This is a genomic window from Roseobacter sp. (assembly GCF_045106495.1).
In the GTDB taxonomy this organism is placed as follows: domain Bacteria; phylum Pseudomonadota; class Alphaproteobacteria; order Rhodobacterales; family Rhodobacteraceae; genus Roseobacter.
Genome location: NZ_JBGCEQ010000004.1, coordinates 16,264 through 41,934 on the forward strand (window position 1 = coordinate 16,264; position 25,671 = coordinate 41,934).

The following is a 25,671-nucleotide window of genomic DNA, read 5'->3' on the forward strand; positions in this document are numbered from 1 at the left end:
TTCCAAAATGCGCAAGCCTTAGGCATCACCAAAAAGAATGCGCAAAAGACGCACCGCAAAACCGGGAGAAACCAATGAACGATCAACTGAAACATCTGTCCGACCGCGTGACCAAAGGGTTGATGACCCGCCGCGAGTTTGTGGGCCGTGCCGCCGCATTGGGCGTGACCGCAGCCGTTGCAAATTCGATGCTGTCCAGCGCTGCCAAAGCCGCCGGCCCCGTCAAAGGCGGCATGTTGAAAATCGGCTCGTCAGGCGGCGAAAGCACAAACACACAAGATCCAGCGCTCGCAGCTTCCGAAGTGCCGGTGACAACCCTGCGCATGTGGGGCGAGCCTCTGGTGAACACCGCACCCGACGGATCGCTGGATTTCCGCGCTGCCGAAAGCGTCGAAGCCTCTGCCGATGCAAAAACCTGGACCTTCAAAATCCGCCAGGGCGTCGAGTTCAACAACGGCAAGACCCTGACCGCCGACGATGTGATGGCCACCATGCAGCGCCACACCAATGAGGACAGCCAATCCGGTGCCTTGGGCATTGTGCAGGGTATCTCAAACATGAAGGTCGACGGCGACAACTTCATCGTCGAGCTTGAGACCGGCAATGCCGATCTGCCCTATCTGATGTCGGACTATCACCTGATGATCCAACCCGGCGGCGGCGTGGATGACCCCACGGGCGCGATCGGCACCGGCGCCTATATCATGGAAGTCGATGAGCCCGGCATCCGTCATGGATTCAAACGCAACCCGAATTACTGGGACGCGGCCAACACGGGCCATGCAGACGAAGTCGAAGTCCTAGTGCTGAACGACTCCACGGCCCGGACCGCTGCTTTGCAGTCGGGTCAGGTGCATCTGATCAACCGGATCGACCCCAAGGTTGCGGGTCTTCTGGACCGCGCACCAAATCTGGGCGTCAAAAGCGTGGCGGGACGCGGGCACTACGTTTTCATCATGCATGTGGACACCGCCCCGTTTGACAATAACGAACTGCGTCTGGCGTTGAAATATGCGATCAACCGTCAGGAAATGGTCGACAAAATCCTGCGCGGCTATGGCACAATCGGAAACGACATGCCGATCAACAAAGCCTACCCGCTGTTTGATGACACCATTGCGCAACGAGAACATGATCTGGCCAAGGCGGCAGAGCATTACAAGAAATCCGGTCATGATGGGTCCCCCATCATCCTGCGCACCGCTGATGGGGCGTTCCCGGGCGCGGTTGATGCCGCAGCGCTCTTCCAGCAATCCGCACAAGCCGCCGGTATTCCTTTGGAAATCAAGCGCGAGCCAAATGACGGTTACTGGTCTGAAGTCTGGAATGTGCAGCCGTTCTGCGCCTCCTACTGGGGCGGACGTCCGGTACAGGATCAGATGTATTCCACCGCGTATTTGTCCACGGCGGACTGGAATGACACCCGCTGGAAACGCGATGATTTCGACGCCAAACTGCTGGCTGCGCGCGCGGAACTGGACGAGGCAAAGCGCAAAGCGATCTATTCCGAAATGGGTGTTTCGCTGCGTGACAATGGCGGCTTGATCCTGCCGATGTTCAACGATTTTGTGGATGGTGTTGCCAATAACGTCGGCGGTTGGATTGAAGATCCAAACGATCAGATGATGAACAACCTCGCGAGCATCAAATGCTGGGTGAACGCATAGGGGATTGGCAAAATGCACCCCATCCTGACACTGGTCGCCCAACGCTTAGCGTTGGGCCCCCTGCTCCTCTTCGCCGCCTCAATCCTGATTTTTGCAGGCACCTCCATTCTGCCCGGAGACGTGGCCCAACAAATCCTCGGACAATCCGCGACACCCGAAGCGTTGGAAAACCTGCGCCGTGAACTTGGATTGGACGAACCCGCCATCTCGCGATATTTCAACTGGCTCGGCGGCATCCTGCAGGGGGATCTCGGCACTGCGCTGACAAACGGTCGCGACATCGCCGAAAGCCTCGGCAGCCGGTTGTCAAACACCCTCTTCCTCGCCTTCTGGGCTGCGGTCATCGCTGTGCCGCTGGCGATCTTCCTCGGCCTGCTCGCGGTGCGGTACAAGGACCGCTGGCCCGATAAACTCATCTCCGGTGTGACGCTGACCACCATTTCGATCCCTGAATTCATGATCGGTTACATCCTGATCTATTGGGTCTCGATCAAATGGGGCATGTTTTCCTCAGTTGCGATCATCAACGACAGTATGACACTGGGCCAAAAACTCAATGCGATCGCCATTCCCGTGATGGTTTTGACGCTTGTAGTTTTGGCGCATATGATGAGGATGACCCGAGCGGCGATCCTGAATGTGATGCAATCCGCATATATCGAAACGGCTGAGCTCAAAGGGCTCGGCATGCTCAAAATCATTCGCAAACACGCATTTCCGAATGCCATTGCGCCTATCGTGAACGTCGTCATGATCAATCTCGCCTATCTAGTGGTCGGGGTTGTGGTGGTCGAGGTGGTGTTTGCTTACCCGGGGATGGGCCAGTATCTCGTTGATCACGTGGCCAAACGTGACGTGCCTGTGGTACAGGCTTGCGGTCTTATCTTTGCCGCCGTCTACATCGGGCTGAACCTGATCGCTGATATCGTTTCCATCCTTGCCAACCCAAGACTGAGGCACCCGAAATGAGGATTCCACTTTCCGCCCTCATCGGCCTGTTTTTTACGGGGCTTTTCTTTGTCATGGCGCTGATTGCGCCACTGATTGCACCCTACGGTATGGCAGAAGTGGTTGGCGATGTCTGGGAAGCCCCTTCTGACAAGTTCCTGCTTGGCACTGACAGCATCGGTCGTGATCTGCTTAGCCGCATGATTTATGGCGGCCAGACCACCATTTTCATCGCAACCGCAGCCACGATCCTTAGTTTTGTTACTGGCTCCGTTCTTGGATTTTTTGCCGCTGTCTCTGGTGGTTGGGTTGATCAGGCGATCAGCCGGTTCGTCGACCTTATCATGTCCATCCCGTCGCTGATCTTTGCGCTGGTGGTTTTGTCGGTCATGCCCACGACGATCCCAATCTTGATCATCCTGATGGGTCTTTTGGACAGTACGCGGGTCTACCGCTTGGCGCGCGCGGTGGCCGTAGATATCACGGTCATGGACTATGTCGAAGCCGCCCGCCTGCGTGGTGAGAAAATCGGCTGGATCATATTCCGCGAAACGTTGCCCAATGCGCTTTCGCCTCTGGTGGCTGAAATGGGTCTGCGATTCATCTTTGCCGTTCTCTTCGTGTCGACGCTGTCGTTCCTTGGCCTTGGCGTGCAACCGCCGCAAGCTGATTGGGGAGGCATCGTGAAAGAAAACAAAGAGGGCATCAACTACGGCATCTCGGCAGCCCTCTACCCAGCCTACGCCATTGCCGTTTTGTGTATCTCGATCAATCTCGTGGCGGATTGGGTGCTGAACCGAACCACCTCACTGAAAGGAGGCCGGGGATGACCGAACCGTTGCTCAAGATGCGAGGCTTGAAAATTGGAGCGACGATATATCCCCCTGGGGAAAAGTCGCGTGACATCGAGATTGTACATGGTGTTGATTTCGACCTCGCTCCAGGAAAGGTATTGGGCTTGATCGGTGAATCCGGTGCAGGCAAATCCACAATCGGTCTGGCTTCCATGGCCTATGGACGCGGCGGCGTGGAAATCACCGGCGGCACAGTGGAGGTGAACGGGCGCGATATCCTGAAAACGGGCTTGCGCGATATTCGACGATTGCGAGGCGCAGAGGTAACATATGTCTCGCAGTCTGCTGCAGCCTCTTTCAACCCGGCCAAGCAGATCATGGAACAGGTGACCGAAGCGGCGATCTTCCATGACAAGTTTTCCAAGAAAGAGGCCGAGGAACGGGCTGTTGAGTTGTTTCGAAAGCTCGGCCTGCCTGATCCCGAAAATATCGGATCACGCTATCCTCACCAGGTTTCCGGCGGGCAGCTCCAACGCTGCATGACCGCATTGGCTCTTTGCCCGCAGCCGGATCTGGTTGTCTTTGACGAACCCACCACCGCACTGGATGTAACCACTCAGATCGACGTTCTGGCCGCGATAAAGGAGGCGATTCGCGACACCGGCGTAGCGGCGCTCTATATCACGCATGATCTCGCGGTGGTCGCACAGGTCAGCGATCACATCATGGTATTGCAACAGGGCGATACGGTCGAATATGGCACCACAGACCAGATTATCAACGCACCGAAAGAGGCCTACACACAGGCTTTGGTCTCGGTACGGTCGATCGAGCATGAGGAACAGCAGCCCTCAAGTACCCCGATACTCAAGGTAAACGGTATCACTGCGCGGTACAGCGGCACCAATTTTGATGTGCTTAAGAATATCAACGTGGAATTGCACCCAGGCCAAACACTGGCGGTGGTCGGCGAATCCGGCTCGGGCAAATCGACTTTGGCACGGGTGATCACGGGGCTCTTGCCCCCCTCGCAAGGCCAGATCACATTTGACGGCCGTGTGCTGACACCCGACCTGCCCACACGCCCGTTGGATGATCTGCGCGAATTGCAGATGATCTATCAGATGGCAGACACAGCGATGAATCCGCGCCAGACCGTGGGTACCATCATTGGCCGACCGCTGGAGTTTTATTTCGGACTCAAGGGCGCCGAAAAACAAAAACGTATTCAGGAGCTTTTGGATGAAATCGAGCTTGGCGACGGGTTTCAGGACCGTTATCCAGCTGAGCTTTCAGGCGGTCAAAAACAACGGGTCTGTATTGCACGTGCGCTTGCGGCCAAACCCAAGCTGATCATCTGCGACGAGGTTACTTCCGCACTCGATCCGCTTGTTGCGGACGGCATTCTCAAGTTGCTGTTACGCTTGCAAAAATCAGATGATGTCGCCTATCTTTTCATTACGCATGATCTTGCCACTGTTCGCGCCATCGCGGACAGTATTGCGGTCATGTATCAAGGAGAAGTCGCTCGATATGGCCAGAAAAGCGACGTGCTCTCACCACCTTTTGACGACTACACAGATCTTTTGCTCAGCTCCGTACCGGAAATGAAACTTGGGTGGTTGGAAAACGTCATCGCCAATCGAAAAATGGAAAGTGCCGGCAACTGACGGAAGGCTTCGCTCTTCGATCGACGGACCGGACAGTGTCGCAATCCGGTTCTGTCGTTCAGCTTCCCGTTAAGACGCTGCGAATGCCCCATGATGCGTCTTGAAGATCGCATCCAGTTCATTGCTCTGTCGCATACCCTCGACAGTTTGGCGCAATCCACCCTGACCGTCAAAAAGAAGCAGAGTTACGTTGCCCACGCCGTGGCTTACCGCAAAAGCGCGCCCTTCCTGCGTGGTGACGTCGGCGACCAGATAGACCAGATCACATTCGCCAAAACCTTTGAGCGCTTTGCGGGCTTGTTTCTGCAACGCCGTGCAAGTGGGACACTGGGGATCATGCACCTGCACCACAACCGGTTTCCCCTGCCCCACTCGGGTCAGATCATGCTCGGCGGCATAGGCGCGAAACGACCCGACCGCAAAGTAACCCCCACCCGCGACAGCCGCCGCGCCGATTGCGCCGTTCCGGGCCCATGTGAAAAACTCTCTGCGTGTGCGTGCGGTACGAGATGGCGCCGGAGACTTGGATTTACGGTTTTGGTTCTTGCGGGACTTGCTCATGACGTATTCCAAATTGCTCAGGGTTCCGAACCATAGGGCCGACGTCCTGATGCGGACAAAGGCTTTCGCACACACGCGTCCTCACAATACTGTCAGGTTTCCGTGATGAGGAAGAAACCCTGGACACAACGGCTCCCATACTCGGAAGCGCGCGCTCTAGCCGCCATTCCTTCACGGCGCACGCAGAGTAAGCGAATTGACAACAATCTCCGGTAAATGTCATCGTGCCGAACTGTGGAACGTAATATGCAAACATATCCGCCAATTCTAAGTGAGATTACAGAATTGTGTGACGACATTCAGGTGCCCATTACGCTGGCTGATCCAAATCTACACGATTTGCCATTGGTCTATGTAAACAAGGCGTTTGAGGATCTGACCCAATGGAAAGCATCGGAAATTCTTGGTAAGAACTGCCGGTTCCTGCAAGGCCCAAAGACGGATAGAACCATAGTAGATGAGTTGGCCCAGTCTTTTCACAACCGCGAAGGCAGCGTGTGCAGTCTTGTCAATTATCGTCGAGATGGGTCAGAATTCTTGAATCTGATCGAGGTGCAACCCGTGCACGTAAGTGAAACAAGACAAGTGCTCCTGGGATGCCAATATGCCTATAAATTGGGATCAAAACACGAGTCCTTTGCCGCGAATGCCGAAGCAATTGATTTTGTCATGAGGCGCTTGCACTTGCAGAAACCCTTTAAATCTCCAGATGTCGACTCCTTGGGGGTTGTCGCGTTAGACCAAACATTGATGCGCTTCAAAACCGTTTTCATCCTGGTTCAGAATCGAATAATCGCACAGGCATCGCAAAACATGCGTGCCAGAATAGAGGCCAGCAAATAGGCATATTTCTGGCAGAGTCTCGGAAAAAACGCGCGGATTTGTATGCCTTTAGTGACGCGCACTTTGCGCGTTAGTAGCAACTGGTTGAAACCCATTTCATTTCAGGGGGTCGTAGCCGACTCAAAGCCAAGCACTATGGCGATCTTGTATGTGCTTACCGCGCACCTGCCATCCAAACGCTAAAAGCGTCTGCTATACGCATTGGGATTATTCAGCTGCAACGGCGCTGTTCGCCAGCTCCCAAGGTCGGACAAAGGCTTTAAGCGCTTCTGATATGGCATCCTCGCCCGCGCCATTGGGCTCAATCTGGGCAACCAACCCGCGTTTCTTGTCATCTTTCACCGCAACCACGCGCGCGCTGACGCCCGCGTTTTCAAGGGCAAGATTGTAAATCCTGGTTATAGCCAGTTTGCGCAGATCAGGTTTGAATATTTTGCCGACTGCTGTCTTTGGCAACTCGGGCATGATCATCATATGCTTGGGCCGTGCGGCGCGTTCGTGGACGTGTTCCTTGCAAAACGCCATCAGTTCTTCTTCAGAGACTGTCGCTCCCTCTACCAGCTCGACAAAAGCGCAAGGCACCTCGCCGGAGTGGGCATCCGGTTGCCCAATGGCCCCGGCAAAGGCAACAGCTTCGTGGTGCAGCAGTGCTTCTTCAATCTCGGCCGGATCAATGTTGTGTCCGCCCCGGAGGATCATGTCCTTTGCGCGCCCGGTAATCCACAGATAGCCATCTGGATCAACCCGGCCCAGGTCACCTGTTCGAAGGTAATCGCCGAAGTAGAGGTCTTTGTTCTTTTCTGCTTCGGTGTAGGTATTGCCAACAAACACGCCCGGATTTGACACGCAAATCTCGCCGATTTCATCCGTTTCCGCTTCGATCGGCCCACTGGGCGTGCCCTTGTAGATCTTTACCGAGCAATAAGGGAAGGGCACGCCGATGCTGCCAACTTTCTTTTCGCCATCCACCGGGTTGCAGGACACCAGACAGGTGGCTTCAGTCAGGCCGTATCCTTCGACCAATGTCACCCCTGTGGCCTTTTCAAAACGACGGAACAGTTCAAGCGGCAGCGGCGCGGACCCAGAAAACGCCGTTTTTACCGTGCTCACGTCAGCGTCAATCGGGCGCTGCATCTTGGCCGAAATCGCCGTTGGCACCGTGATGACGAAGGTGATTTTCCATCGCTCTACAAGTTTCCAGAAATTGTCCATCACGCCTTCGCCCCGATACCCTTGGGGTGTCGGGAAGATCACGTGCGCCCCTGACGTCAAGGCCGCCATCAAAATCACATGACAGGCAAACACGTGAAAAAGCGGCAGAGGGCAGATAATGTTATCATCTTCGGAAAACAGGAGTTCAGTGCCGATCCATCCGTTGTAGATCAAACCCGAATACCGGTGTTGCGCCACTTTCGGCATGCCCGTCGTACCGCCGGTGTGGAAGTAACAGGCGACACGATCTTCTTTGCTGTCCTCAAAGCTGAGAACTTTGGGCTGCCGCGCGACTTCGGTGCTGAAATCCAGATAGGTAGCGTGGTTCTGCACCGTACGTTTTGGACGGATCAAGGAGACGATCCAAGACTTTGGCGGCGTAATGTAAGGCAGCAGATCAACTTCGAGCACGGTCTTGACGTTGGGTGCCAGCGCAACGGCTTCGGCCGTTTTGTCGGCAACATCGGTCTTGGGGAAAGGTCGCAAGGTCACCACGACCTTTGCTTGCGTCTCACGCAAGATGGAGCCAATTTGTTCTGCATCCAGAAGCGGGTTGATCGGGTTCACGATACCTGCAACCGCACCGCCCAGCAGTGTAAGTACTGTCTCATTCGCATTGGGCAGCACATAGGCGACGACATCACTTTCCCCGATACCGAGCGAGCGGAAGAGGTTTGCGGTCTGCGTCACTCGATCTTTGAGCGACGTCCAAGTCAGTGTCTCCGCCTTGTCCTTTGGACCCGAAAAAATCTGATAGCTGACCGCGTTGTGATCAGGGAATTTGCCGGTTGTCTCGCTGAGCAATCCGTAGAGTGTCTTTGGCAATGGGCGGTCCGCCCACGGCATTTCGGCCTCAATTGCGTTGCGGTCTTCGATCCCGGCAAAACTCATCCAAATTCCTCCCAAACCGTCCATTTTCAGACGTTTTATCATTGGCCAGGAAGATGGGGCCTAAAGCCAATTTGTGCAAGCGTCACGATGCTCGAGGTCATCGCACGAACGCTGCGTCATAGATTGCAATGTTGTTAGAGTCGCGCAATGACGACGCGCTTAACTCTATTCGGCTGCCATGCCATCGGTGAACTGCAATCGCGCAAGCCGGGCATAAAGTCCGTCTTCAGCAACCAGTTCATCATGCGGCCCGCTTGCGACCACCCTGCCCTGATCCATGACCACGATGCGATCCGCCTTTTTCACCGTCGCCAGGCGGTGCGCGACGATGAGCGTTGTGCGGCCTTCGCTCAATCGATCCACTGCCACCTGAACGGCGCGTTCGCTTTCTGCATCCAAAGCGCTGGTTGCCTCGTCCAGCAGTAACACCGGCGCGTCGCGCAGAATGGCACGGGCGATGGCAATGCGTTGTTTTTGCCCCCCCGAGAGCATGACACCGCGCTCGCCTAGATAGGCATCATACCCATCTGGCAACGCTGATATAAAATCATGTGCAGCTGCCGCTTTCGCCGCCGCTTCAATTTCGTCGTCTGTGGCCTCCAAACGTCCAAACCGGATATTTTCCCGCGCCGACGCGGCAAATATCACTGGATCCTGAGGCACAAGGGCCACCGCTTTGCGGAAATCATCGCGGCGCAACATACTTAGATCCAGCCCATCCAACGTAATTTTACCTGAGTTCGGATCGTAAAAACGTAACAACATCTGGATGATGGTTGTTTTGCCCGCGCCCGAAGGGCCCACAAATGCAACCGTTTCGCCAGGTTCTATCTGCAGGCTTACAGCGTTAAGTGCATTTACTTTGGGTCTTGCAGGATAAGCAAATGTCACATCTTCAAAAGCAATCCGCCCAGTCACCGGCACGGGCAAGGATTGCCCCGTTTCAGGATCACTCACGGTGTCTTCGGTGTGCAATAGTTCGACCAGACGTTCCGTTGCCCCGGCAGCGCGTTGCAGCTCTCCCCAGATCTCCGACAAGGCAGCAACGCCCCCAGCAACCATGACCGCGTAGATCACAAATTGAACCAACGCTCCTTGGGACATATCGCCCGCGCGCACATCCCGCGCACCGATCCAAAGCACACCGACAATACCTGCAAACACCAGAAAAATGACAATCACCGTCATTAACGCCCGGGTCCATATCCGCCGCCGCGCAGCATCATAGGATAATTCGGTCACTTCGGAAAACTGAGCGCGGCTGGCGGATTCGTGCGTAAATGCCTGAACCGTTTGAACCGCGCTCAAAGCCTCGGACGCATTGCCTGATGATGCGGCGATCCAGTCCTGGTTTTCACGACTTAGTACACGCAAACGCCGGCCCAAAACCAAGATCGGCACAATGACAGCCGGTACGATCAAGAGCACAAGTCCGGTCAGTTTCGCTGATGTCAGCAACATCAATGCCAACCCACCCACAAAGATCAACAGGTTTCGCAAGGCAATCGAGACCGATGAGCCAATCACGGACAGGATCAGGGTTGTGTCGGTTGTGATGCGACTGAGCACCTCGCCGGTCATCACATTCTCGTAAAACGACGGGCTCATACCGATCACGCGACCGAAGACCGCCTTGCGTATATCTGCCACCACCCGCTCGCCCAAACGCGTCACGAGCGCATAGCGCAACCCCGTGCCGATGGCCAGCAGCGCTGCGATGCCCAAAGCCGCCGCAAAGTATTGGTCGAGAATATGCGAATTGGCGGTGTCAAAGTTATCCACAACCCGCCGTACAGCCAAAGGAAGAGCCAAGGATATCAGAGCGGTCAAGACCAAGGCAGCAATGGCAGCAAACATCAGAGCGCGATATGGCCAAACAAACGGCAAAAGCGCGGACAAAGCCGAAAGTTTGCGTGACTTCGCACGTTCTTCTACCTGCCCCGGTGCTGCGGGAACCTGCGTCGTACTTCGGGCCATCTGGGATCCTCTAATTCCAGTTCATTTCATGGCTGTATGTGCGTAAAGGGTCAAGGCTCCCCACCCGGCATCCCATAAAGTTTGCCAATTTGCCGCGCTTCAAGGAGGGACAGAATTGTAATGATGTTTGGTTCTACACCTATAAGTGGAGTCGCTGTGCATATGAAAAAATGCCATCGTCGAAAACTTATTCAGCAAAGGTAGAGAGTTGTGCACATCAGCTTTGGATGCTGCTTGAACGTGACAATGCCTTGGTATGCAGATGTTAGAAGAAGGCTAAAACGCCTATGCTCGTCACCAGCTTTCCAAATCCGGCTGACGGTGGAGTCTCACGAAATCCAAGCGCCCAACGCGAGATATCTAAACCGTGTTTAATTCCACGTCATCACGCGCTTTCCAGGAAGGAGAGAACGATGACATGATCAGTCTTAACGCCCCTGAGTAAGCCGAAAAACGGCTTTCGGTGCATCCATCTCCTTGGTTGGTTGAATCGCGGCGATGGACCAACAGTGATCGTAGGAAAATCGAAAAGCCCGACGACTTGAGCGCATTGGCAGCCAACAAACCAACGAAAATCGACAGAGTTCGGAATATCGCCTCGGTAAAACATGCGAGTGCAAGGCCACTGCCGATCACACCAACCTGCATTCAAGAGCCACTCTTAAACTTACCGCAATCGAGGCATTCTCAATCGATTTCGGCTTGATCTGCATGTTTCAACCGACGCCCTTTGGACCCTCGTCTTCGGGATAAAAGACACCGAAAATACCTGCGGTTGTTTGGTTAGATTACCCTTGGAAAACAGCCTGACATACGTACCCGTCGAGCTCATTACGTTCCCGGACAGGATCATCACATCAGGGCGGCAGGTTTTTCGATCGCTATGCCAGAGATTCGAATGTTTGAGGCTCACTCCTTGGATCAGTGTCTGAACCGCAAAGCGCTGCGATTGCCACCTCCCGGAGCGAACCAAGCGACCGGAAGGATCGGTTGATCAGCAAAATCAGCGCGCCTCAATGGCCTGACCAGCGGCATCAAAGAAATGGGTGCATCCGAGGTCAAACTTCATTCCCTTTGCCGCCCCAGGTTTCAGATCGGTATCGCCAATGAGCCGAAGCGTTGCCTGTCCGGCTGCACCGCAATCCATCACGATGAAAGTGTCGGCACCAAGATATTCCAAAACATCGACGGTCCCATCGATATGACCCTCACCCGACGGCACAAGCGAAATATGTTCAGGACGGATTCCGATCTTTTTCGCCTCTCCGGGAAAGGTCAATCCCGCAACGTGGCCGGCATCCAGAATATTCATGCGCGGCGAACCGATGAATTGCGCCACAAAGAGATTGGCGGGGCGTTCATATAGCTCTCGCGGCGTCCCGACCTGCGCGATGTTCCCACCTTCCAGCACGACAATACGGTCGGCAAGAGTCATCGCCTCGACCTGGTCATGCGTCACATAGATCATTGTGGACTTCAGCGACTGGTGCAGCTTTGCAATCTCATAGCGCATCTCGACTCGCAAAGCCGCGTCAAGATTGGAGAGCGGTTCGTCAAAAAGGAACGCCGTGGGGTCCCGCACAATCGACCGGCCGATGGCGACCCGTTGACGTTGTCCGCCAGACAGATCTTTGGGCCGCCGATCCATATAGGCGTCTAATTTCAAAACCGACGCGGCATGATCGACCTTTGTTTTGATCTCAGCGGCTGGAAGACCAGCTGATTTCAGCGGAAAACCAACGTTATCGCGCACCGACATATGTGGGTAGAGCGCATAGGACTGAAAGACCATCGCCAGACCCCGCTTGCTGGGAGGCTCTGCCGTGGCATCGCGATCAGCAATGATAATCTGCCCTCGGCTGGTTTCTTCCAACCCGGCAATCATCCGCAGCAAAGTGGACTTTCCGCATCCCGAAGGCCCAACGAATATGACGAATTCACCTTCATTGATTTCCAGATCAACACCTTTGATGACCTGCACTTCGCCGTACCACTTTTCGACGGCCTTGAGTTCGATGGATGACATTATGCAGCCCCCTTCATGTTTGCTTTTGGACTGTGTCTGACCCAGGTCAGCCAGATCGCCGCAGTCCACGTAAAATCGGCACCTCCGCAAGGCGTTGCATCCATGGGGTCGAAGTACTCATAAAAGCCGTGCTTGCGGATCAACATTTCAGTTTCATTTCGCAGACGTTCCGCAAGATCATCCCGGCCTGCAGATTTGAATCCAATCGACAAGAGCGCATTAACAACGGGCCAGGTTGGTCCCCGCCAGTACTTGCGCGGATTAAAAATCGGTGCCTCAGGATCCGCAGACGGAATACCGTATTGCACAAGATCCCAAGCCCGTATCAGTTTCGCGTCAAGTTGCGGGTTACCGGCATTGGCCAGATATGCCAGAAAAGCGCCTGATCCCATGACATTGGCAAATTCTCCGGTGCGCAGATTGCGGGCATCATAGCATCCCAAAGCGTCGTTCCAGATCAGCGGCAAGGCAGAACGCAGTGTGTTGGACCAACTCTCGATCTCGGTCACGTCATGCCCCAGAGCACGACCTATCACCGCCAGATCTTCATGCGCACGCAGCAGGATAAAGGTGATACCCGGATCTGCCATGAGAAACGGGCCTTCTTCTACTATCTTAGTGTCATCCCACCCAACACTGCGACCAAATTCGACCATTGCTATGTAGCGGTCATAGTCTTCTTTGGTGGGGCGCATGTCTGGATCGACGTGTCCTGTATCGCGCCGTGTGTAGGGCGAAACACCGGTGCCATCTACTCCGGCCATTCCAATGTCCCAGTCGGGACAATTGTCCCGCCCGCTCTCCCATGGATGCGCAATCGCGGCGGGGCCATGGGTGCACCGCGCAACGTGCCACCACCGGTGCCATTCAAGTAGTTTTCCGTAAATTCCAGACAGCCGGTCGCGCCCTGCCTCAGGATCCATTTCCCAAATCAAACGCGCAAGTGTCGCGGTAACAGGGGGTTGACTGATACCTGAAGTTGCTGGGTTCTGCCCCGTCGCCCAGACATCAGGTCCCGGAAAATACCCCGGATCGGGTTTGTGGAAAATGATGTGGGGCACCATCCCCGTGTCCCATTGGCTGGCCATGAGCATGTCCAACTCGTCCCAGGCACGAGAGATATCGAAGGTTGCGAAGCCCCAGGCAGCAAAAGCCGAATCCCAGTTCCATTGGTAGGGATAGAGGCCATAAGTCGGTAGGGTGTACCCGCCCTGATCATTACGGCGCAATATCTGGCGGGCCTGTTCATCAAGATTTGTCATGCGATCTATCCTTTGACACTGCCTGCAGTCAGGCCTTTCGTCATGAAGCGTTCCAACCCCAGGAAGAGCGCCATGATCGGAACCGTCGCGATCACAGAGCCTGCCATCAGGTGCTGGCGGGGAATTTCGGGGGAATGAAGCGAGGCAATGCCGCGCGTCAGGGTGAACTTGCTGGGATCATCCAGAAGCATAAAGGCGAGGAGGAATTCGTTCCACGCGATCATGAAGACATAGAGCGATACCGAGGCCATCGCCGGCAGGGAGAGGGGCAAGGTGATCTGCCAGATCACTTTCAGGCGCGATAACCCATCCATCAGCCCGGCCTCTTCAACTTCCGGAGGCAACCCGCGAAAATACCCCTGTAACATGTAGAGGGCCACCGGGATTGTCGTGACCGGATAGATCATGATAATCCCCACCATCGAATTGCGCAGGCCCGTCATGGAAAAGGCGATGTAGATTGGCAGCGCCAAAACGATCATAGGCACCATATAGATGAGCAGGATGGAACGCGAAAACGCGGCACGGCCCCGGAACTTCAACCTTGCGACCGCATAGGCGCCGGGCACCGCGAAGAGCAGTGTGATGAACACGGTCAGTACGGAAATGACGAACGAATTCAGCAGATAAGTGCCAAAATTAAACTGTGTGAAAAGCTCATCGTAGGAGCGGAACAGCTCCCACCCTTTCGAAAGATCAATCGAGAAATCGAGCGGGTTCTGGATCAGCTCCGCCTGATTTTTCAGACTGGTAAGGACCATTACGTAAAATGGGATCAACACGATGGCTGTGAAAAAGATATAACCAAAACCGGTGAGGAATTTGATGACGGACGCCTCAAAAATATGCCTGTTGAGGGCTCCCATTTCGACCTGATCAAGCATGATCCAGAGGCCCAAGGCCGCAAAGCCTGACACCGCACCGGCTCCAACCAGCGATGAAAACATCGAGACGTTTTCGCCAATCGCAATGGGGCCAAGACCGAACAAACTCGCAACTCCGACGATCACAGCGGCCAGTACGGGTTGCCATTGCGCACCCCGGACACAGGCAAAACCGATCAGCGCGCCCCAAACCAGTGAGCCGAGACCCGTGGGCCGAAAAGCGGAGCCGGTCGCGAAGCTCATGGCCACGGCGACAGTGGTGGCAATCACAAACGTCCATAGGATACCCAACAACGGGGCGGTGACATAACCGTATCGCAGGAAACTCACAGTCCTTCCTCCTGGCTGATGAATTTGAAAAAGAATGCGGAAAAGAGCAGCAAACAGCCAAAGATCACGACCGCAACGGCCGCGCCTGCGCCAATGTTCGAGATGGAGAAAGCCTGTTCGTAAACGTTTACCGTCAGGGTTCGGGTGCCTGCATTGCCCCCTGTCAGCAAGAAGATGTCGTCAAATTTGTTGAAGGTCCAAATGAAGCGCAGCAGGAAGAGGACCGACAGAATGCCGAGAAGTTGCGGCACACTAAGCGCCCAGAATTGCTGGAAGGGCGATGCGCCATCCATGTCCGCAGCCTCATACATGTCGGTATCAATCGATTGCATCCGCGCCAGAATGAACAGGAATGACAGCGGAAAGTACCGCCAGATCTCAAAGACGGTCACCATGATCAGTGCCAAAGGGCGTTCGCCAAAGAAATTGATCGATTGATCGGTCACGCCCATCTGGATCAACAGGGCATTGGCGGAGCCGGAAAAGGGGTCGAACAACAAAATCCATGCAAAGGCGACGGCAATGATCGGCGATACATAGGGGAAGAGATATAGCCCACGCAATATGCCCTGCCCTTTGAAGGATTTGTTGAGCAAGAGTGCCGCAAAAAGGCCGAAAAGCAGCGCACCGATGGTGCCAAAAACCGTGTAAAACAGCGTGACCCAAAGCACACCCCAAAACTCGTCACCGTCAAAAACGCGGCGAAAGTTATCCAGTGTAAAGGTGCTGTTTGTCAGCACATTTGACGCTGTGCCGGTTACGGCTGCAGTGCTATCTTGCGGTCGTTGATCATTGTCCAGATAGGATTGGGCAACGGTCGCGGGCAACATCAGGCGCTCGCGATGGCCCCCTTCCCAGTCGCCCAGGTCACAAAAGAGATCTTGCCCTTCCAACGTACAGCGGGAATCCAGTTCCGTGATCGTCAGACCTTCTGGAATCTTGTCGCTTATGGTTACATTGGATATCGGTTGCTCTTGCGAAGAGTTACGTAAACGGTAGCGTATGGTCGCGTCACCACCTACCGTTTCAGCATCACCCCGAATGTCTTCGCGCAGCACAACCTCTGGGGCGCGCAAATCGGCCAGCGCGACGGGCTTCACGCTGATCCAGAAGATCGCGAGCAGTGGCAAGAGTACGACCAAGGCCACGGCGATGATGGTCGGGGCCAGCAAGCCCCAGGCCAATCTGGCCTCTAGGCGCGCCAATGGGCCATTGCCCTTGGGGGGGACAGCGTCAGTCATCGGTCAAGCTCCGAGTTGATTTAAGAAGGTAGGGCGCAGCAGCTGCGCCCCACTCAGGTTCGCAGATTATTGAACGTTGGCAATCGCTGCGTTCAGTTCGGCGACTGTCGCCGCGGCGTCGCGTTCACCGTCAATGTACTCCCGCACAAAGCGGTTGATCACCTGACTGTTGATCACTTTGGACGCAATGGCCAATTGACCATCTGCTACGCCCCAGCGTTGCGCCACATCCAGGCCGCCGACGATTTCGTCGATCATGGCTTGTTCGTACAGCTCACCCAGCGGCGCTTTCCTGTCCACGCCAACTTCAAGAGTTGCCCACATTTCGCTAAATTTGGCCGGTGCTTCCTCAGTTCCGCGACGGACTGGAAACTTACCTTCCGGCGCAATCGCCAGTGTCTGCGCGTAGCCTTCGTTCATCGAAAAGGCAACGAATTCCATTGCTGCATCTGTCGCGGCATCTGATGTGATTCCAAAGTAACGCACATCTCCCCAGGCCGCACCAGCAGGATTGGATGGACCAGAGAAATTCGTGACGATGCCAGTTGCAGCAGCAAGATCGCGAGTCATCGGATCGTCATTGATTGTGGGCGGTGCACTGTCGCGCAGGCCGGCCAGTTCGTCCAGGATGAAAGGCGACCAGATAATCATTGCGGCATTGCCGGAGAAGTACAGCGACCGCGACTGATCCCAGTAGAGGTCCCCCGGCGGGGAGGCTTCCGCGATGGCCTTGTAAAACTCCAGAACTTCAATAGTGGCTGCCTCATCCAGCGGCGCAATACCGTCTGGCCCGACAGGAGAGACGCCATTTGCCAGGAAAACATGCTCCAGTACCTGGCTCATGAAGTTTTCATCCACCTTGGTGGCCGCGACAAAACCATACATCTCTGGCGGGTTATGCAGTGCGTCAACTGCTGCCAGCACGGCCGCATAAGACGTCGGGGGCTCCAACCCTGCCTCTTGAAACTTATCTGCTCGGTAAACCAACATCTGAGTCCAGCCATCAACAGGCACCGAAGCAAAGCCATCATTGCTGGCTGCCATCGCAAGCGCTCCCGGGGCGAATGTTTTCTCGCCAAGGTCCTCGATCACATCGGTTGCTGCGTCTGTATCCAAGATGCCTGCTTCAGCCCAGGGCAGCGCGTATTGAAGCGGATGATAGATCACATCGGGCAAATCACCCGCGGCATAGGCCGCCGTCGCACGCGTGCCCAAGTCGCTTTCGGTCACCGGGATCACCTCGACCGAATGACCTGAAGCTGCGGCAAAGTCTGCGGCCATTTGTTCCTGACGCGCAAGCCGCTCGGGTTGTTCTTCGGTGGTCCAAAAGCGCAGCGTTTCTGCACCCGCACCGATGGTCGACATCAAGAGAACGCTCGCGGCCCCCATGTACATCATCGATTTTGCCTTTAGTCTCATTGACTTCCTCCCATTAAAGTCTTTTGGTTTGTTTGTTGCGCAACGATTTCGGCCAATTGCCCTGACGTTTTTGCCGGTCGCCCAGCGGACCCGCGGTCAAGAAACGACGGCTTCACGGTTTCGCGCAAATCTTCTGGTGCCTCGCCTTTGATGCGGCGGATCAACAATGCGCTGAGGCGCTTGCCTGATGCGGTGAAGTCGACCGCAAATGTACTCAGCTGCGGGGTCAAATGCGCACCGTCTGGCGAGCCATCATATGCGATGACGGACAGATCGCTGCCGATTCTGAAACCAAATTCCGCAGCGGCCCGATAGACGCCGAGCGCTGCCATGTCGACAGCACAAACGATGGCCGTCGGCGGCGTTTGGGACATCAACAATTGGCGCGCAGCGACTTCACCAGACGGGATTGTCACTGCATTTTCGCGCAAGAGTTCAGGCGTTACTTCCAGGCCTGCCTCTTTCATTGCAGTTAGAAACCCATCCCTGCGCAAGGGACCATAGGTGTATTGCATACCGCCGTTGATGAAACCGATGTTTCGATGGCCAAGGCCGGCAAGGTGGTGCACCGCATCTCGCATCGCATCTTCGCCCAAGACGTCGAACCAGGCACAGTCTGTGGGGTCCGGACTGCGACCGAATAGAACAAATGGCACCTTTGCGCGGCGCAACAGATCAATGCGCGCATCATGGATCATGGTACGGGGAAGAATAAAACCGTCTACCCTGTGGTCTCGGATCATGTTTTGAAATGTGTCAATCGTATCTTCAGGGCTTTCCGTGGCGGCCAACGTCAGCGTCCAACCCTCGGCACTGGCGCCTTGCGAGACGCCAGACAAAAACTCCGCCAGAAAAGGCCGTTGCGCGTCATGATCCGCCATCTGGATCAAGAGGCCCAGAGATTTCGTCAGACCAGTCCGGATCGCCTGTGCATGGCTTAGTGGTCGGTAGCCCATTTTGTCCGCCATGTTGCGCACACGCAGACGGGTTGTCTCAGCGATGTCAGGGTAGTCGTTCAAAGCGCGCGAGACGGTTGACTTGGTCAACCCCAGCGCATCCGAGACGTCGTCAATCGTGACGCGGTGCGCTTTTCCGTAGCTTGGCTGTTGATACGCAAGTGCCACTAAATTCACTCCTCCCTAGAATCAGTGTCGGCTCCGAAACCGGTTTCGGCAAGATGTTTTTCGCTTTTTGTTGAAATTTGGGCGTCGAAACGAAATTAGAGCGTTGTGTATTTTCTATGCTAAATCCGTGTTTCAGTTCTGCTTTGGCAGATCAACAATCGCATTCTGAAACAATCGAATGACATAAATTCTGGGTTAAGTTTCAATGATTTAAAGAACCCTGTCCGCGACGTTCAATGCCGCAGCACAACGTGCAAAACCGATCTTGCTTGGGATGTTTCTCTTTGGCCCGATAATTATTGGTTCATTTTCAATGAAGACGCATTAGTTTTCCGTGCGTGCGGCCAAAAGAGCTTGGGAAAGCGTCTCACGCTCACCGATGTGGTTGGCTAGAACAAGGATAAGCCTTGCGTTGAGTGCGTCGCTTTGAGCTTTGTCCAAGCCCTCATGCACAGCCAGCAATTCGTCATAGAATCCGTCAGGGTCTTCGATGTTCGGTGCCAAAATAAGGGTCATGGTGCACTTTGTCCTATGGCTGTTCTGAGTGCGCTTTGAATCATATGCGCCGTGCAAGATTCCCATCTTGCCGCCACATGCTGATCAGGGCGGATCAGATACACCGCCTGAGCGTAACTACCTAAATAGCGCTGCGCCAAAGCACCGGTGGGATCGTCCCTTGGGGTTTCCAACGCCAGAACGTTTATTTCAAGTCCATTGCTTGCCAAAATATCGGGAGATTGAGTGTTGAGGGTCATAACCGTGAAACCGTCGGGCAGCAAATCCAGTAGAAACCCTTCTAGCAAAGGAGCATCCACGCAGGGTGCACCGACACGGGTCATCATTGGACCGTGGAGAGCGTCAGGCCCGTTCAACGGCATGTCTTCATAGACGCAGGGTGTCGAAAGACGTCCAGAGTTCACCAGAGGCCTTGCAAAGGTATACCGACCGGCCAGGTTCAATACGGCGTCCCGGAAAACTTGGCTGATCTCCGACTTAGGGGTCAGGAAATCCGTTGTCCGGGTCGAATTTAGAATGTTTTCATCGGCGCCGTACGCACGCTCCGCTGAATAGCTGTCCAACAGGCTGTCTGGCGCACGCCCTTTCACCACCAGATCGAGCTTCCACGCAAGGTTGTCGATGTCTTGGATGCCGGAGTTTGCACCCCGCGCGCCAAAGGGTGAAACCTGATGTGCGCTATCCCCGGCAAAGAGTACGTTCCCATGACGAAAATCTTTCATCCGCCGACATTGGAACGTATAGATCGACGTCCACTCCAACTCATAAGTCGCGTCCGGGCCCAGCATTGCGTCGATGCGCGTCCGGACGCGTTCTGGATCGAGTTCCGCTTTGCGGTCGATGTCCCAGCCAAGCTGGAAGTCAATACGCCAGATATCATCGGGTTGTTTGTGAAGCAGCGCAGATTGCCCGCTGTTTTTGAAAGTCGGTTCAAACCAGAACCAGCGCTCACTTGGAAAATCCGCCGTCATTTTTACGTCTGCGATCAGGAAATTATCCTCGAAAACGCGACCGTCAAAGCTCAATCCCAACATGTCGCGAACAGGAGACCGCGCACCGTCACAAGCCACCAGCCAATCGGCTTCAATTTTATAGGGGCCGTCCGGTGTATTGACGTCCAGGACCACATGGTCGCCGTTTTGTGACACGCCCGTCACCGCATTGCGCCCGCGGATTTCAATCGGTGCACCATCTGCTTGCGCCTTACGGATCGCGTCCACGAGAAATTTCTCAAAGTAAGGTTGCTGCAAATTGATGAAGGCGGGGTGTTTGTGTCCAGCCTCGGGTTGCAGGTCAAACTCGAACAGTTTTTTGTCGCGATGAAAAACTTTTCCGACGTTCCAAACGACACCCTTGTCTACCATCGCCTGACCGGCGCCTAACCTGTCCGCGATCTCCAAGGTACGCTTGGCAAAACAGATTGCGCGGCTGCCTTGACCCACCCCCTCGTGGTCGTCCAGCACCAGCACAGGTGTCCCCTTACGGCCCAGATCAAGCGCCATGGCCATGCCAATGGGACCACCACCGACGACCACGACATCATGGCGCCTCGCTGGTTCGGATTGCTCTGAGACCCGTTCATAAGGGTAGAGCTTGAATGCGATGTCATACCTGGCATCCACCTTGCTTTGCCTCTCCTTGGCCGATCTACCCTTGCAGGGCGGCCCACATCTCCAGATCACGTTTGTCTGTCCAAATACGCGGCGTATCGATTCCGCGTGCTTCGTCAAAAGCGCGGGAAACGTTGAACGGCAAACAATGCTCGTAGATGGCATAGTCTTTGAATTTCGGATCACAGGCCTCGCGAACCGCGTCCCAGGCTTCTTTCAAGTCTCCGCCCCTGGCCGCTACACGGGCCGCTGGGTGGTAGGTACTATCGACAAAGTCCCGGGTTGAGGCGATCGCGCGCGCAACTGCATCCTTGCCGACTAAAGCGCCACCGCGTCCGGGTGCAATGGCGTCCACATCATAGGCCTCAATCGCGTCCAGCGTGCTCCCCCAATCGCCGAAATGCCCGTCGCCACAATAACATGCGGAACGATCTTCAACGATGTCGCCAGTGAACATCACGTTTTCATCCGGCACATGGATGACGGCGTCACCAGCGGTATGTGCACGACCCAAATGCCGGATATCAACACGGCGGTTGCCGAGAAAAACCGTCATTGATTTGCTGAAGGTGGTCGTTGGATAGGTAAGCCCCGGAATGCTCTCATGCCCCTCAAAGAGGCGGGGGAACCTTTGAAACTCACTGTCCCAATCTTCCTGTCCCCGCTCGACAACCATCGCGCGCGCGCGATCCGACATGATGATCTGGCCCGCGCCATAGGCCGACGCGCCCAGCACGCGCACCGCATGATAGTGCGTCAAAACGATATGGCTGATCGGTTTATCTGTGATGGAGCGGACTTTTTCTATGACCTTTGCGGCAAGCCTCGGCGTCGCCTGAGCCTCTACGATCATGACACTTTCATCACCAATGATCACGCCAGAGTTCGGATCTCCTTCAGCGGTAAATGCCCAAAGACCCGCACCGATCTCATCAAAAGTGATCTGCTTTTCCGACATGTCCCCCTGGGACGCAAAAGCCTTGGTCATGCTGTTCTCCTTGATCTTGCAAAACGGTCCTTGCTGAACCATCGCTTAGGTATTTGCGTCTTGCCAACCCGGATCGAGTGATGATCGCAACACCTGCAAATGCGTTTAATTGTCACTTATGTAACCAACAAGTCATTGCCCGCGCTATTTGCAAAAAACCTCGCAACATAAGAAAAGCCATTGTTGCGTCCGGCGTTTTCGCTATCGTTCAGGCGACCACCCATTAATGGCCCCAATAAATCAAGAACCTCAATTGCTTGGAAAGCGCCTTGTCTTGCCCATAGAGCCTGCCGACAATAGAAACCTGTGCCGATCTGTGAGCCTCTCTGGAATGGCAATGCCCCTGACACCGGCCGTTGCTTTGGTCATGGCCATGACATGCGTATCAGCCGCGTTTGCGGATTCGGAGATTTCAGCAAAACGCCTGAAAGATCTGGAACGCGTTCAGCAAGAAACCGACTATGGCTTTCGCAACGGATCCTTCATTGTTGCGCCCATCCCTTTTTCAAATCCGGCCATTGGAAGCGGCCTTGCCTTGGGCGCCGGCTATTTGTTCAAAACTGACCCAAGCGCGGATACTTCCGTGATTGGTATTGGCGCGATGCAATCTTCCAATGGAAGCCAGGCACATGGTCTGATGTTGAATCTCGCCTTGCCGGAAAACCGGTGGACCTTTGATACCACGCTTGCCAAAGCCGATGTGCGATATGATTTTATCACCGGCACCCAGAATATCCCTCTCAGGCAAGAAGGTAACCTTGCTCAATTTGGGCTTTCCTATGGGCTCACACATGATGTCTCACTGGGCGGCACAATGCGGTATCTCGACACGACGATCGGTCTGGACGTAGGCGGCAGCCTTCTTCCCCCTGAAGTCCTGCCTGACCTTGGGCTTGAACTTTTCAGTCTCGGCGCCGTCTTGGAGTGGGATACCCGTGATAACTCAGACTATCCCACAAAGGGATTTCGCCTTAGCGTGGATGCCAATCATGGACAGACCCTGAGCGGTCCTTCCCGGAACTACGCCTATGGCAAGGCGCTGTTCGACACGTACCATTCATTCTCGGATAGCAGTGTTTTCGCGACGCGATTTTCAACCTGCGCAGCAGATTCCAATACGCCCTTCTTTGAGCAGTGCTCCATAGGCTTTACTGACGGGTTTCGAGGGTTTTCACCCACGCAGTTTCTGGACACGAGACTGATTTCCGCCCAAGTAGAACTGCGCCAAAGGCTTGGGAAACGATTGGGGGTTGTCGCCTTCGGCGGTATGGGATGGACAAGCGACAGCTTTGGGTCTCTCGACGAGGCGGGCACACAGGCCGCCGTCGGATTTGGCCTCAGGTACCGGGTCTCCCAAAAATTTCCTGTCGATTTTTCCATCGACGTATCGCACAACGATCTGGATGAGGATTTTCTGTATATTTTCGTCGGCCAAAACTTCTGATCTGTTTTCCGGATGAAAAGCAGTACTCGCGAAAACCTCGCCGGATGACCGAGTGCGAAAACCCGTAGTTCCACGGAAGGAGTATTCAGATGCCCGAGCTGCCTTTTGAACGTGCAGAATACGCAACCCGCCTGACAAAAGTCCGGGCATCAATGGCAGAACGGGGTTTGGACGCTCTCTTTGTCACCGACCCTTCGAATATGGCCTGGTTGACCGGTTACGACGGGTGGTCTTTCTACGTGCATCAAGGTGTTTTGCTCACGCAGATGGGCGACCCGGTGTGGTGGGGCCGCGCGATGGATACGGTAGGGGCGCAGCGCACGACGTACATGGGGCAGGACGACATCCTTGGCTACGATGACAGCTATGTTCAGAACCCGGATAAACACCCGATGGAGGATTTGTCCAAGCTGCTGGCAGAACGCGGTTTGGGGCAAGCCCACGTGGGCCTGGAACTGGACAACTACTACTTCACGGCTGCCGCTTACATGGCACTGCAAAACGGCGCACCGGATGTGACGTTTCAGGACGCCACCGCATTGGTCAATTGGCAACGCGCCATCAAATCCTCCACAGAGATCACCTATATGCGGCGTGCAGCGCGCATTGTGGAGCGGATGCACGACGTGATCTTGAACCGTGCGGAACCCGGCCTGCCGAAAAACCAGTTGATTGCCGACATCTATCACGCCTCTGTCGCAGGTGCAGATGGCCATTGGGGCGATTACCCGGCGATTGTGCCCATGGCGCCTTCAGGGATGGATGCGACAGCCCCTCACCTGACCTGGGACGACCAACCCTTGCGCACAGGCGAAAGCACGTTTTTTGAGATCGCAGGCGCACATCGCAGATACCAGTGCCCTCAATCGCGCACGTTGTTCTTGGGAAAGCCCCCGAACAAATACCTGGATGCGGAAAGAGCTGTGTTGGATGCCATGGAGGCCGGGCTGGAACAGGCGCGCCCTGGCAACCTGTGCGAGGATATTGCCCATGCCTTCAATGCGACACTCAACAGGCTGGGCTTCGAAAAGGACAGCCGATGTGGCTATGCGATCGGCCTCTCTTATCCACCCGACTGGGGGGAGCGGACCATGTCTTTTCGCGCCGGTGACAAGACCGTTTTACGCTCCGGTATGACCTTTCATTTCATGCCCGCGCTCTGGCTGGATGATGGCGGTCTGGAAATCACCGAACCGATCCTGATCACCGAGACCGGTGTTGAATGTTTGTGCAACACGCCGCGCGCCCTATTCGTGAAAGACTGATCCATGCGTGACAATCCGATCTTTGCCACTGTCGATTTCGACAAGGACGGCGTGCAGCACGGGCATCTACGCCTGCCTCATAGCCGGAACGACAGCGCCTGGGGTTCGATCATGATCCCTATCTGTGTGATAAAAAATGGCCATGGTCCTTGCGCGCTCTTCACCGGCGCAAACCATGGCGATGAATACGAGGGGCCGTTGGCACTGGTCTCGCTTGCGCAAGAGATCGATCGGGCGAAGATCACCGGGCGCGTGATCCTGTTGCCCTTCATGAACCAACCAGCCTTTGCTGCCGGAACGCGGGTATCGCCGCTTGATCAGGGCAATATGAACAGGGTGTTTCCCGGGCGCCCCGATGGCACGCCGACGCAAAAAATAGCGGATTATTTCCAGCGGACGCTGTTACCAATGGCCGATATCGTTCTGGATTTTCACTCTGGTGGTAAAACACTGGATTTCCTGCCTTTCGCAGCCTCTCATGTACTGGATGACAAAGATCACGAAGCGCGGTGCCGCGCCGCCCGGAACGCTTTCAATGCTCCGTTCAGCGTTGAAATGCGCGAAATTGACGCTTTGGGGATGTATGATGATGCCGCTGAAACCATGGGAAAAACCTTTGTTACAACAGAGTTGGGCGGAGGTGGAACCACCACCCCGGAAACGGTTAGAATTGCACGGAAAGGCGCGAGAAACCTTTTGATCCATGCGGGCATTCTAGCCGGAACACTTGACCTGAGCCCGACCAGATACTTGTCACAACCCGATACCAGTTGTTTTCATTTCGCTGATGAAGCCGGGCTGATCGACTTTGCGGTAAATCTTGGGGATCGCGTGCAGACCGAGGACCTGTTGGCGCGCATTTGGGACATTCATCACCCGGAACGCGCAGCGAAAGTGGTAAAGGCTCAAACAGACGGTATTGTCACAGCGCGCCATTATCCAGGGCTTGTTCAGGCCGGTGATTGCCTTACGGTGATATCAGTCGAACACGCGCCTTAG

Annotated in this window: 20 protein-coding genes; 8 read left to right on the forward strand and 12 right to left on the reverse strand. The window is 55.0% G+C overall.

Features of this window, described 5'->3' with window-relative positions; all coding sequences use genetic code 11:
* Nucleotides 1-74 precede the first annotated feature (74 nt).
* The 4 genes from AB8B75_RS04635 to AB8B75_RS04650 are packed head-to-tail and all read left to right on the forward strand — an operon-like array spanning nt 75 to nt 5,079.
* Nucleotides 75-1,667 carry an ABC transporter substrate-binding protein gene (locus AB8B75_RS04635; protein WP_405360213.1) on the forward strand — a complete coding sequence of 531 codons (1,593 nt, stop codon included), beginning with the start codon at nt 75-77 and terminating at the stop codon, nt 1,665-1,667.
* 12 nt (nt 1,668-1,679) lie between these two features.
* Nucleotides 1,680-2,636: an ABC transporter permease gene (locus tag AB8B75_RS04640; RefSeq protein WP_405360215.1), complete on the forward strand. Its 957-nt coding sequence runs from the start codon at nt 1,680-1,682 to the stop codon at nt 2,634-2,636.
* A complete protein-coding gene (locus AB8B75_RS04645; protein ID WP_405360216.1) occupies nt 2,633-3,445 on the forward strand; it encodes an ABC transporter permease in 813 nt (270 codons plus the stop codon). Before AB8B75_RS04640 ends, AB8B75_RS04645 begins: the two co-directional genes overlap by 4 nt.
* Complete coding sequence (locus AB8B75_RS04650; protein WP_405360217.1) at nt 3,442-5,079, forward strand: ABC transporter ATP-binding protein; 1,638 nt, start codon at nt 3,442-3,444, stop codon at nt 5,077-5,079. The genes AB8B75_RS04645 and AB8B75_RS04650 overlap by 4 nt, the downstream gene beginning before the upstream one ends.
* Nucleotides 5,080-5,148: 69 nt before the next feature.
* On the opposite strand, the gene AB8B75_RS04655 is transcribed toward AB8B75_RS04650, so the two are convergent.
* A complete protein-coding gene (locus AB8B75_RS04655) occupies nt 5,149-5,640 on the reverse strand; it encodes a hypothetical protein (RefSeq protein WP_405360218.1) in 492 nt (163 codons plus the stop codon).
* Between the two features lie 246 nt (nt 5,641-5,886).
* Between AB8B75_RS04655 and AB8B75_RS04660 the strand changes: the two genes are divergently transcribed.
* The gene (locus AB8B75_RS04660; RefSeq protein ID WP_405360219.1) at nt 5,887-6,483 is read left to right on the forward strand and encodes a PAS domain-containing protein; all 597 of its coding nucleotides are present in this window, start codon (nt 5,887-5,889) and stop codon (nt 6,481-6,483) included.
* A gap of 207 nt (nt 6,484-6,690) precedes the next feature.
* Here the strand turns inward: AB8B75_RS04660 and AB8B75_RS04665 are convergent, their stop codons facing one another.
* From AB8B75_RS04665 to AB8B75_RS04715, 11 genes are all read right to left on the reverse strand, one after another.
* Nucleotides 6,691-8,586: an acyl-CoA synthetase gene (locus tag AB8B75_RS04665; RefSeq protein ID WP_405360221.1), complete on the reverse strand. Its 1,896-nt coding sequence runs from the start codon at nt 8,584-8,586 to the stop codon at nt 6,691-6,693.
* A 165-nt stretch (nt 8,587-8,751) separates the two neighbouring features.
* A complete protein-coding gene (locus tag AB8B75_RS04670) occupies nt 8,752-10,563 on the reverse strand; it encodes an ABC transporter transmembrane domain-containing protein (RefSeq protein WP_405360222.1) in 1,812 nt (603 codons plus the stop codon).
* A 1,003-nt stretch (nt 10,564-11,566) separates the two neighbouring features.
* On the reverse strand, nt 11,567-12,589 hold the full coding sequence (locus AB8B75_RS04675; RefSeq protein WP_405360223.1) for an ABC transporter ATP-binding protein: 1,023 nt from the start codon (nt 12,587-12,589) through the stop codon (nt 11,567-11,569).
* On the reverse strand, nt 12,589-13,851 hold the full coding sequence (locus tag AB8B75_RS04680) for an MGH1-like glycoside hydrolase domain-containing protein (RefSeq protein WP_405360226.1): 1,263 nt from the start codon (nt 13,849-13,851) through the stop codon (nt 12,589-12,591). The genes AB8B75_RS04675 and AB8B75_RS04680 overlap by 1 nt, the downstream gene beginning before the upstream one ends.
* A gap of 5 nt (nt 13,852-13,856) precedes the next feature.
* Nucleotides 13,857-15,065: a carbohydrate ABC transporter permease gene (locus tag AB8B75_RS04685; RefSeq protein WP_405360227.1), complete on the reverse strand. Its 1,209-nt coding sequence runs from the start codon at nt 15,063-15,065 to the stop codon at nt 13,857-13,859.
* The gene (locus AB8B75_RS04690; RefSeq protein ID WP_405360228.1) at nt 15,062-16,306 is read right to left on the reverse strand and encodes a carbohydrate ABC transporter permease; all 1,245 of its coding nucleotides are present in this window, start codon (nt 16,304-16,306) and stop codon (nt 15,062-15,064) included. The genes AB8B75_RS04685 and AB8B75_RS04690 overlap by 4 nt, the downstream gene beginning before the upstream one ends.
* Nucleotides 16,307-16,372: 66 nt before the next feature.
* A complete protein-coding gene (locus AB8B75_RS04695) occupies nt 16,373-17,704 on the reverse strand; it encodes an ABC transporter substrate-binding protein (RefSeq protein ID WP_405360280.1) in 1,332 nt (443 codons plus the stop codon).
* Between the two features lie 17 nt (nt 17,705-17,721).
* The gene (locus AB8B75_RS04700; RefSeq protein ID WP_405360230.1) at nt 17,722-18,849 is read right to left on the reverse strand and encodes a LacI family DNA-binding transcriptional regulator; all 1,128 of its coding nucleotides are present in this window, start codon (nt 18,847-18,849) and stop codon (nt 17,722-17,724) included.
* 324 nt (nt 18,850-19,173) lie between these two features.
* Nucleotides 19,174-19,365 carry a DUF2783 domain-containing protein gene (locus AB8B75_RS04705; RefSeq protein WP_405360231.1) on the reverse strand — a complete coding sequence of 64 codons (192 nt, stop codon included), beginning with the start codon at nt 19,363-19,365 and terminating at the stop codon, nt 19,174-19,176.
* Nucleotides 19,362-20,987: an FAD-dependent oxidoreductase gene (locus tag AB8B75_RS04710; protein ID WP_405360233.1), complete on the reverse strand. Its 1,626-nt coding sequence runs from the start codon at nt 20,985-20,987 to the stop codon at nt 19,362-19,364. The genes AB8B75_RS04705 and AB8B75_RS04710 overlap by 4 nt, the downstream gene beginning before the upstream one ends.
* A 25-nt stretch (nt 20,988-21,012) precedes the next feature.
* Nucleotides 21,013-21,963: an MBL fold metallo-hydrolase gene (locus tag AB8B75_RS04715; RefSeq protein ID WP_405360234.1), complete on the reverse strand. Its 951-nt coding sequence runs from the start codon at nt 21,961-21,963 to the stop codon at nt 21,013-21,015.
* A gap of 337 nt (nt 21,964-22,300) precedes the next feature.
* On the opposite strand from AB8B75_RS04715, the gene AB8B75_RS04720 reads away from it, so the two are divergent.
* From AB8B75_RS04720 to doeB, 3 genes are all read left to right on the forward strand, one after another.
* Nucleotides 22,301-23,407 (forward strand): BamA/TamA family outer membrane protein, encoded by a 1,107-nt coding sequence (locus AB8B75_RS04720; protein WP_405360236.1) that lies wholly within the window; start codon nt 22,301-22,303, stop codon nt 23,405-23,407.
* Between the two features lie 89 nt (nt 23,408-23,496).
* Nucleotides 23,497-24,672, forward strand: coding sequence for an ectoine hydrolase DoeA (gene doeA, locus AB8B75_RS04725; protein ID WP_405360238.1), 1,176 nt, complete (start codon nt 23,497-23,499; stop codon nt 24,670-24,672).
* Nucleotides 24,673-24,675: 3 nt separating this feature from the next.
* The gene (gene doeB, locus AB8B75_RS04730; protein ID WP_405360240.1) at nt 24,676-25,671 is read left to right on the forward strand and encodes a N(2)-acetyl-L-2,4-diaminobutanoate deacetylase DoeB; all 996 of its coding nucleotides are present in this window, start codon (nt 24,676-24,678) and stop codon (nt 25,669-25,671) included.

Excerpts from the sequence above, each read along its gene's own strand:
- AB8B75_RS04635 (WP_405360213.1), top strand. The coding sequence starts at position 75 with ATGAACGATCAACTGAAACATCTGTCCGACCGCGTGACCAAAGGGTTG.
- AB8B75_RS04640 (WP_405360215.1), top strand. The coding sequence starts at position 1,680 with ATGCACCCCATCCTGACACTGGTCGCCCAACGCTTAGCGTTGGGCCCC.
- AB8B75_RS04645 (WP_405360216.1), top strand. The coding sequence starts at position 2,633 with ATGAGGATTCCACTTTCCGCCCTCATCGGCCTGTTTTTTACGGGGCTT.
- AB8B75_RS04650 (WP_405360217.1), top strand. The coding sequence starts at position 3,442 with ATGACCGAACCGTTGCTCAAGATGCGAGGCTTGAAAATTGGAGCGACG.
- AB8B75_RS04655 (WP_405360218.1), bottom strand. The coding sequence starts at position 5,640 with ATGAGCAAGTCCCGCAAGAACCAAAACCGTAAATCCAAGTCTCCGGCG.
- AB8B75_RS04660 (WP_405360219.1), top strand. The coding sequence starts at position 5,887 with ATGCAAACATATCCGCCAATTCTAAGTGAGATTACAGAATTGTGTGAC.
- AB8B75_RS04665 (WP_405360221.1), bottom strand. The coding sequence starts at position 8,586 with ATGAGTTTTGCCGGGATCGAAGACCGCAACGCAATTGAGGCCGAAATG.
- AB8B75_RS04670 (WP_405360222.1), bottom strand. The coding sequence starts at position 10,563 with ATGGCCCGAAGTACGACGCAGGTTCCCGCAGCACCGGGGCAGGTAGAA.
- AB8B75_RS04675 (WP_405360223.1), bottom strand. The coding sequence starts at position 12,589 with ATGTCATCCATCGAACTCAAGGCCGTCGAAAAGTGGTACGGCGAAGTG.
- AB8B75_RS04680 (WP_405360226.1), bottom strand. The coding sequence starts at position 13,851 with ATGACAAATCTTGATGAACAGGCCCGCCAGATATTGCGCCGTAATGAT.
- AB8B75_RS04690 (WP_405360228.1), bottom strand. The coding sequence starts at position 16,306 with ATGACTGACGCTGTCCCCCCCAAGGGCAATGGCCCATTGGCGCGCCTA.
- AB8B75_RS04695 (WP_405360280.1), bottom strand. The coding sequence starts at position 17,704 with ATGATGTACATGGGGGCCGCGAGCGTTCTCTTGATGTCGACCATCGGT.
- AB8B75_RS04705 (WP_405360231.1), bottom strand. The coding sequence starts at position 19,365 with ATGACCCTTATTTTGGCACCGAACATCGAAGACCCTGACGGATTCTAT.
- AB8B75_RS04715 (WP_405360234.1), bottom strand. The coding sequence starts at position 21,963 with ATGACCAAGGCTTTTGCGTCCCAGGGGGACATGTCGGAAAAGCAGATC.
- AB8B75_RS04720 (WP_405360236.1), top strand. The coding sequence starts at position 22,301 with ATGCCCCTGACACCGGCCGTTGCTTTGGTCATGGCCATGACATGCGTA.
- doeA (WP_405360238.1), top strand. The coding sequence starts at position 23,497 with ATGCCCGAGCTGCCTTTTGAACGTGCAGAATACGCAACCCGCCTGACA.
- doeB (WP_405360240.1), top strand. The coding sequence starts at position 24,676 with ATGCGTGACAATCCGATCTTTGCCACTGTCGATTTCGACAAGGACGGC.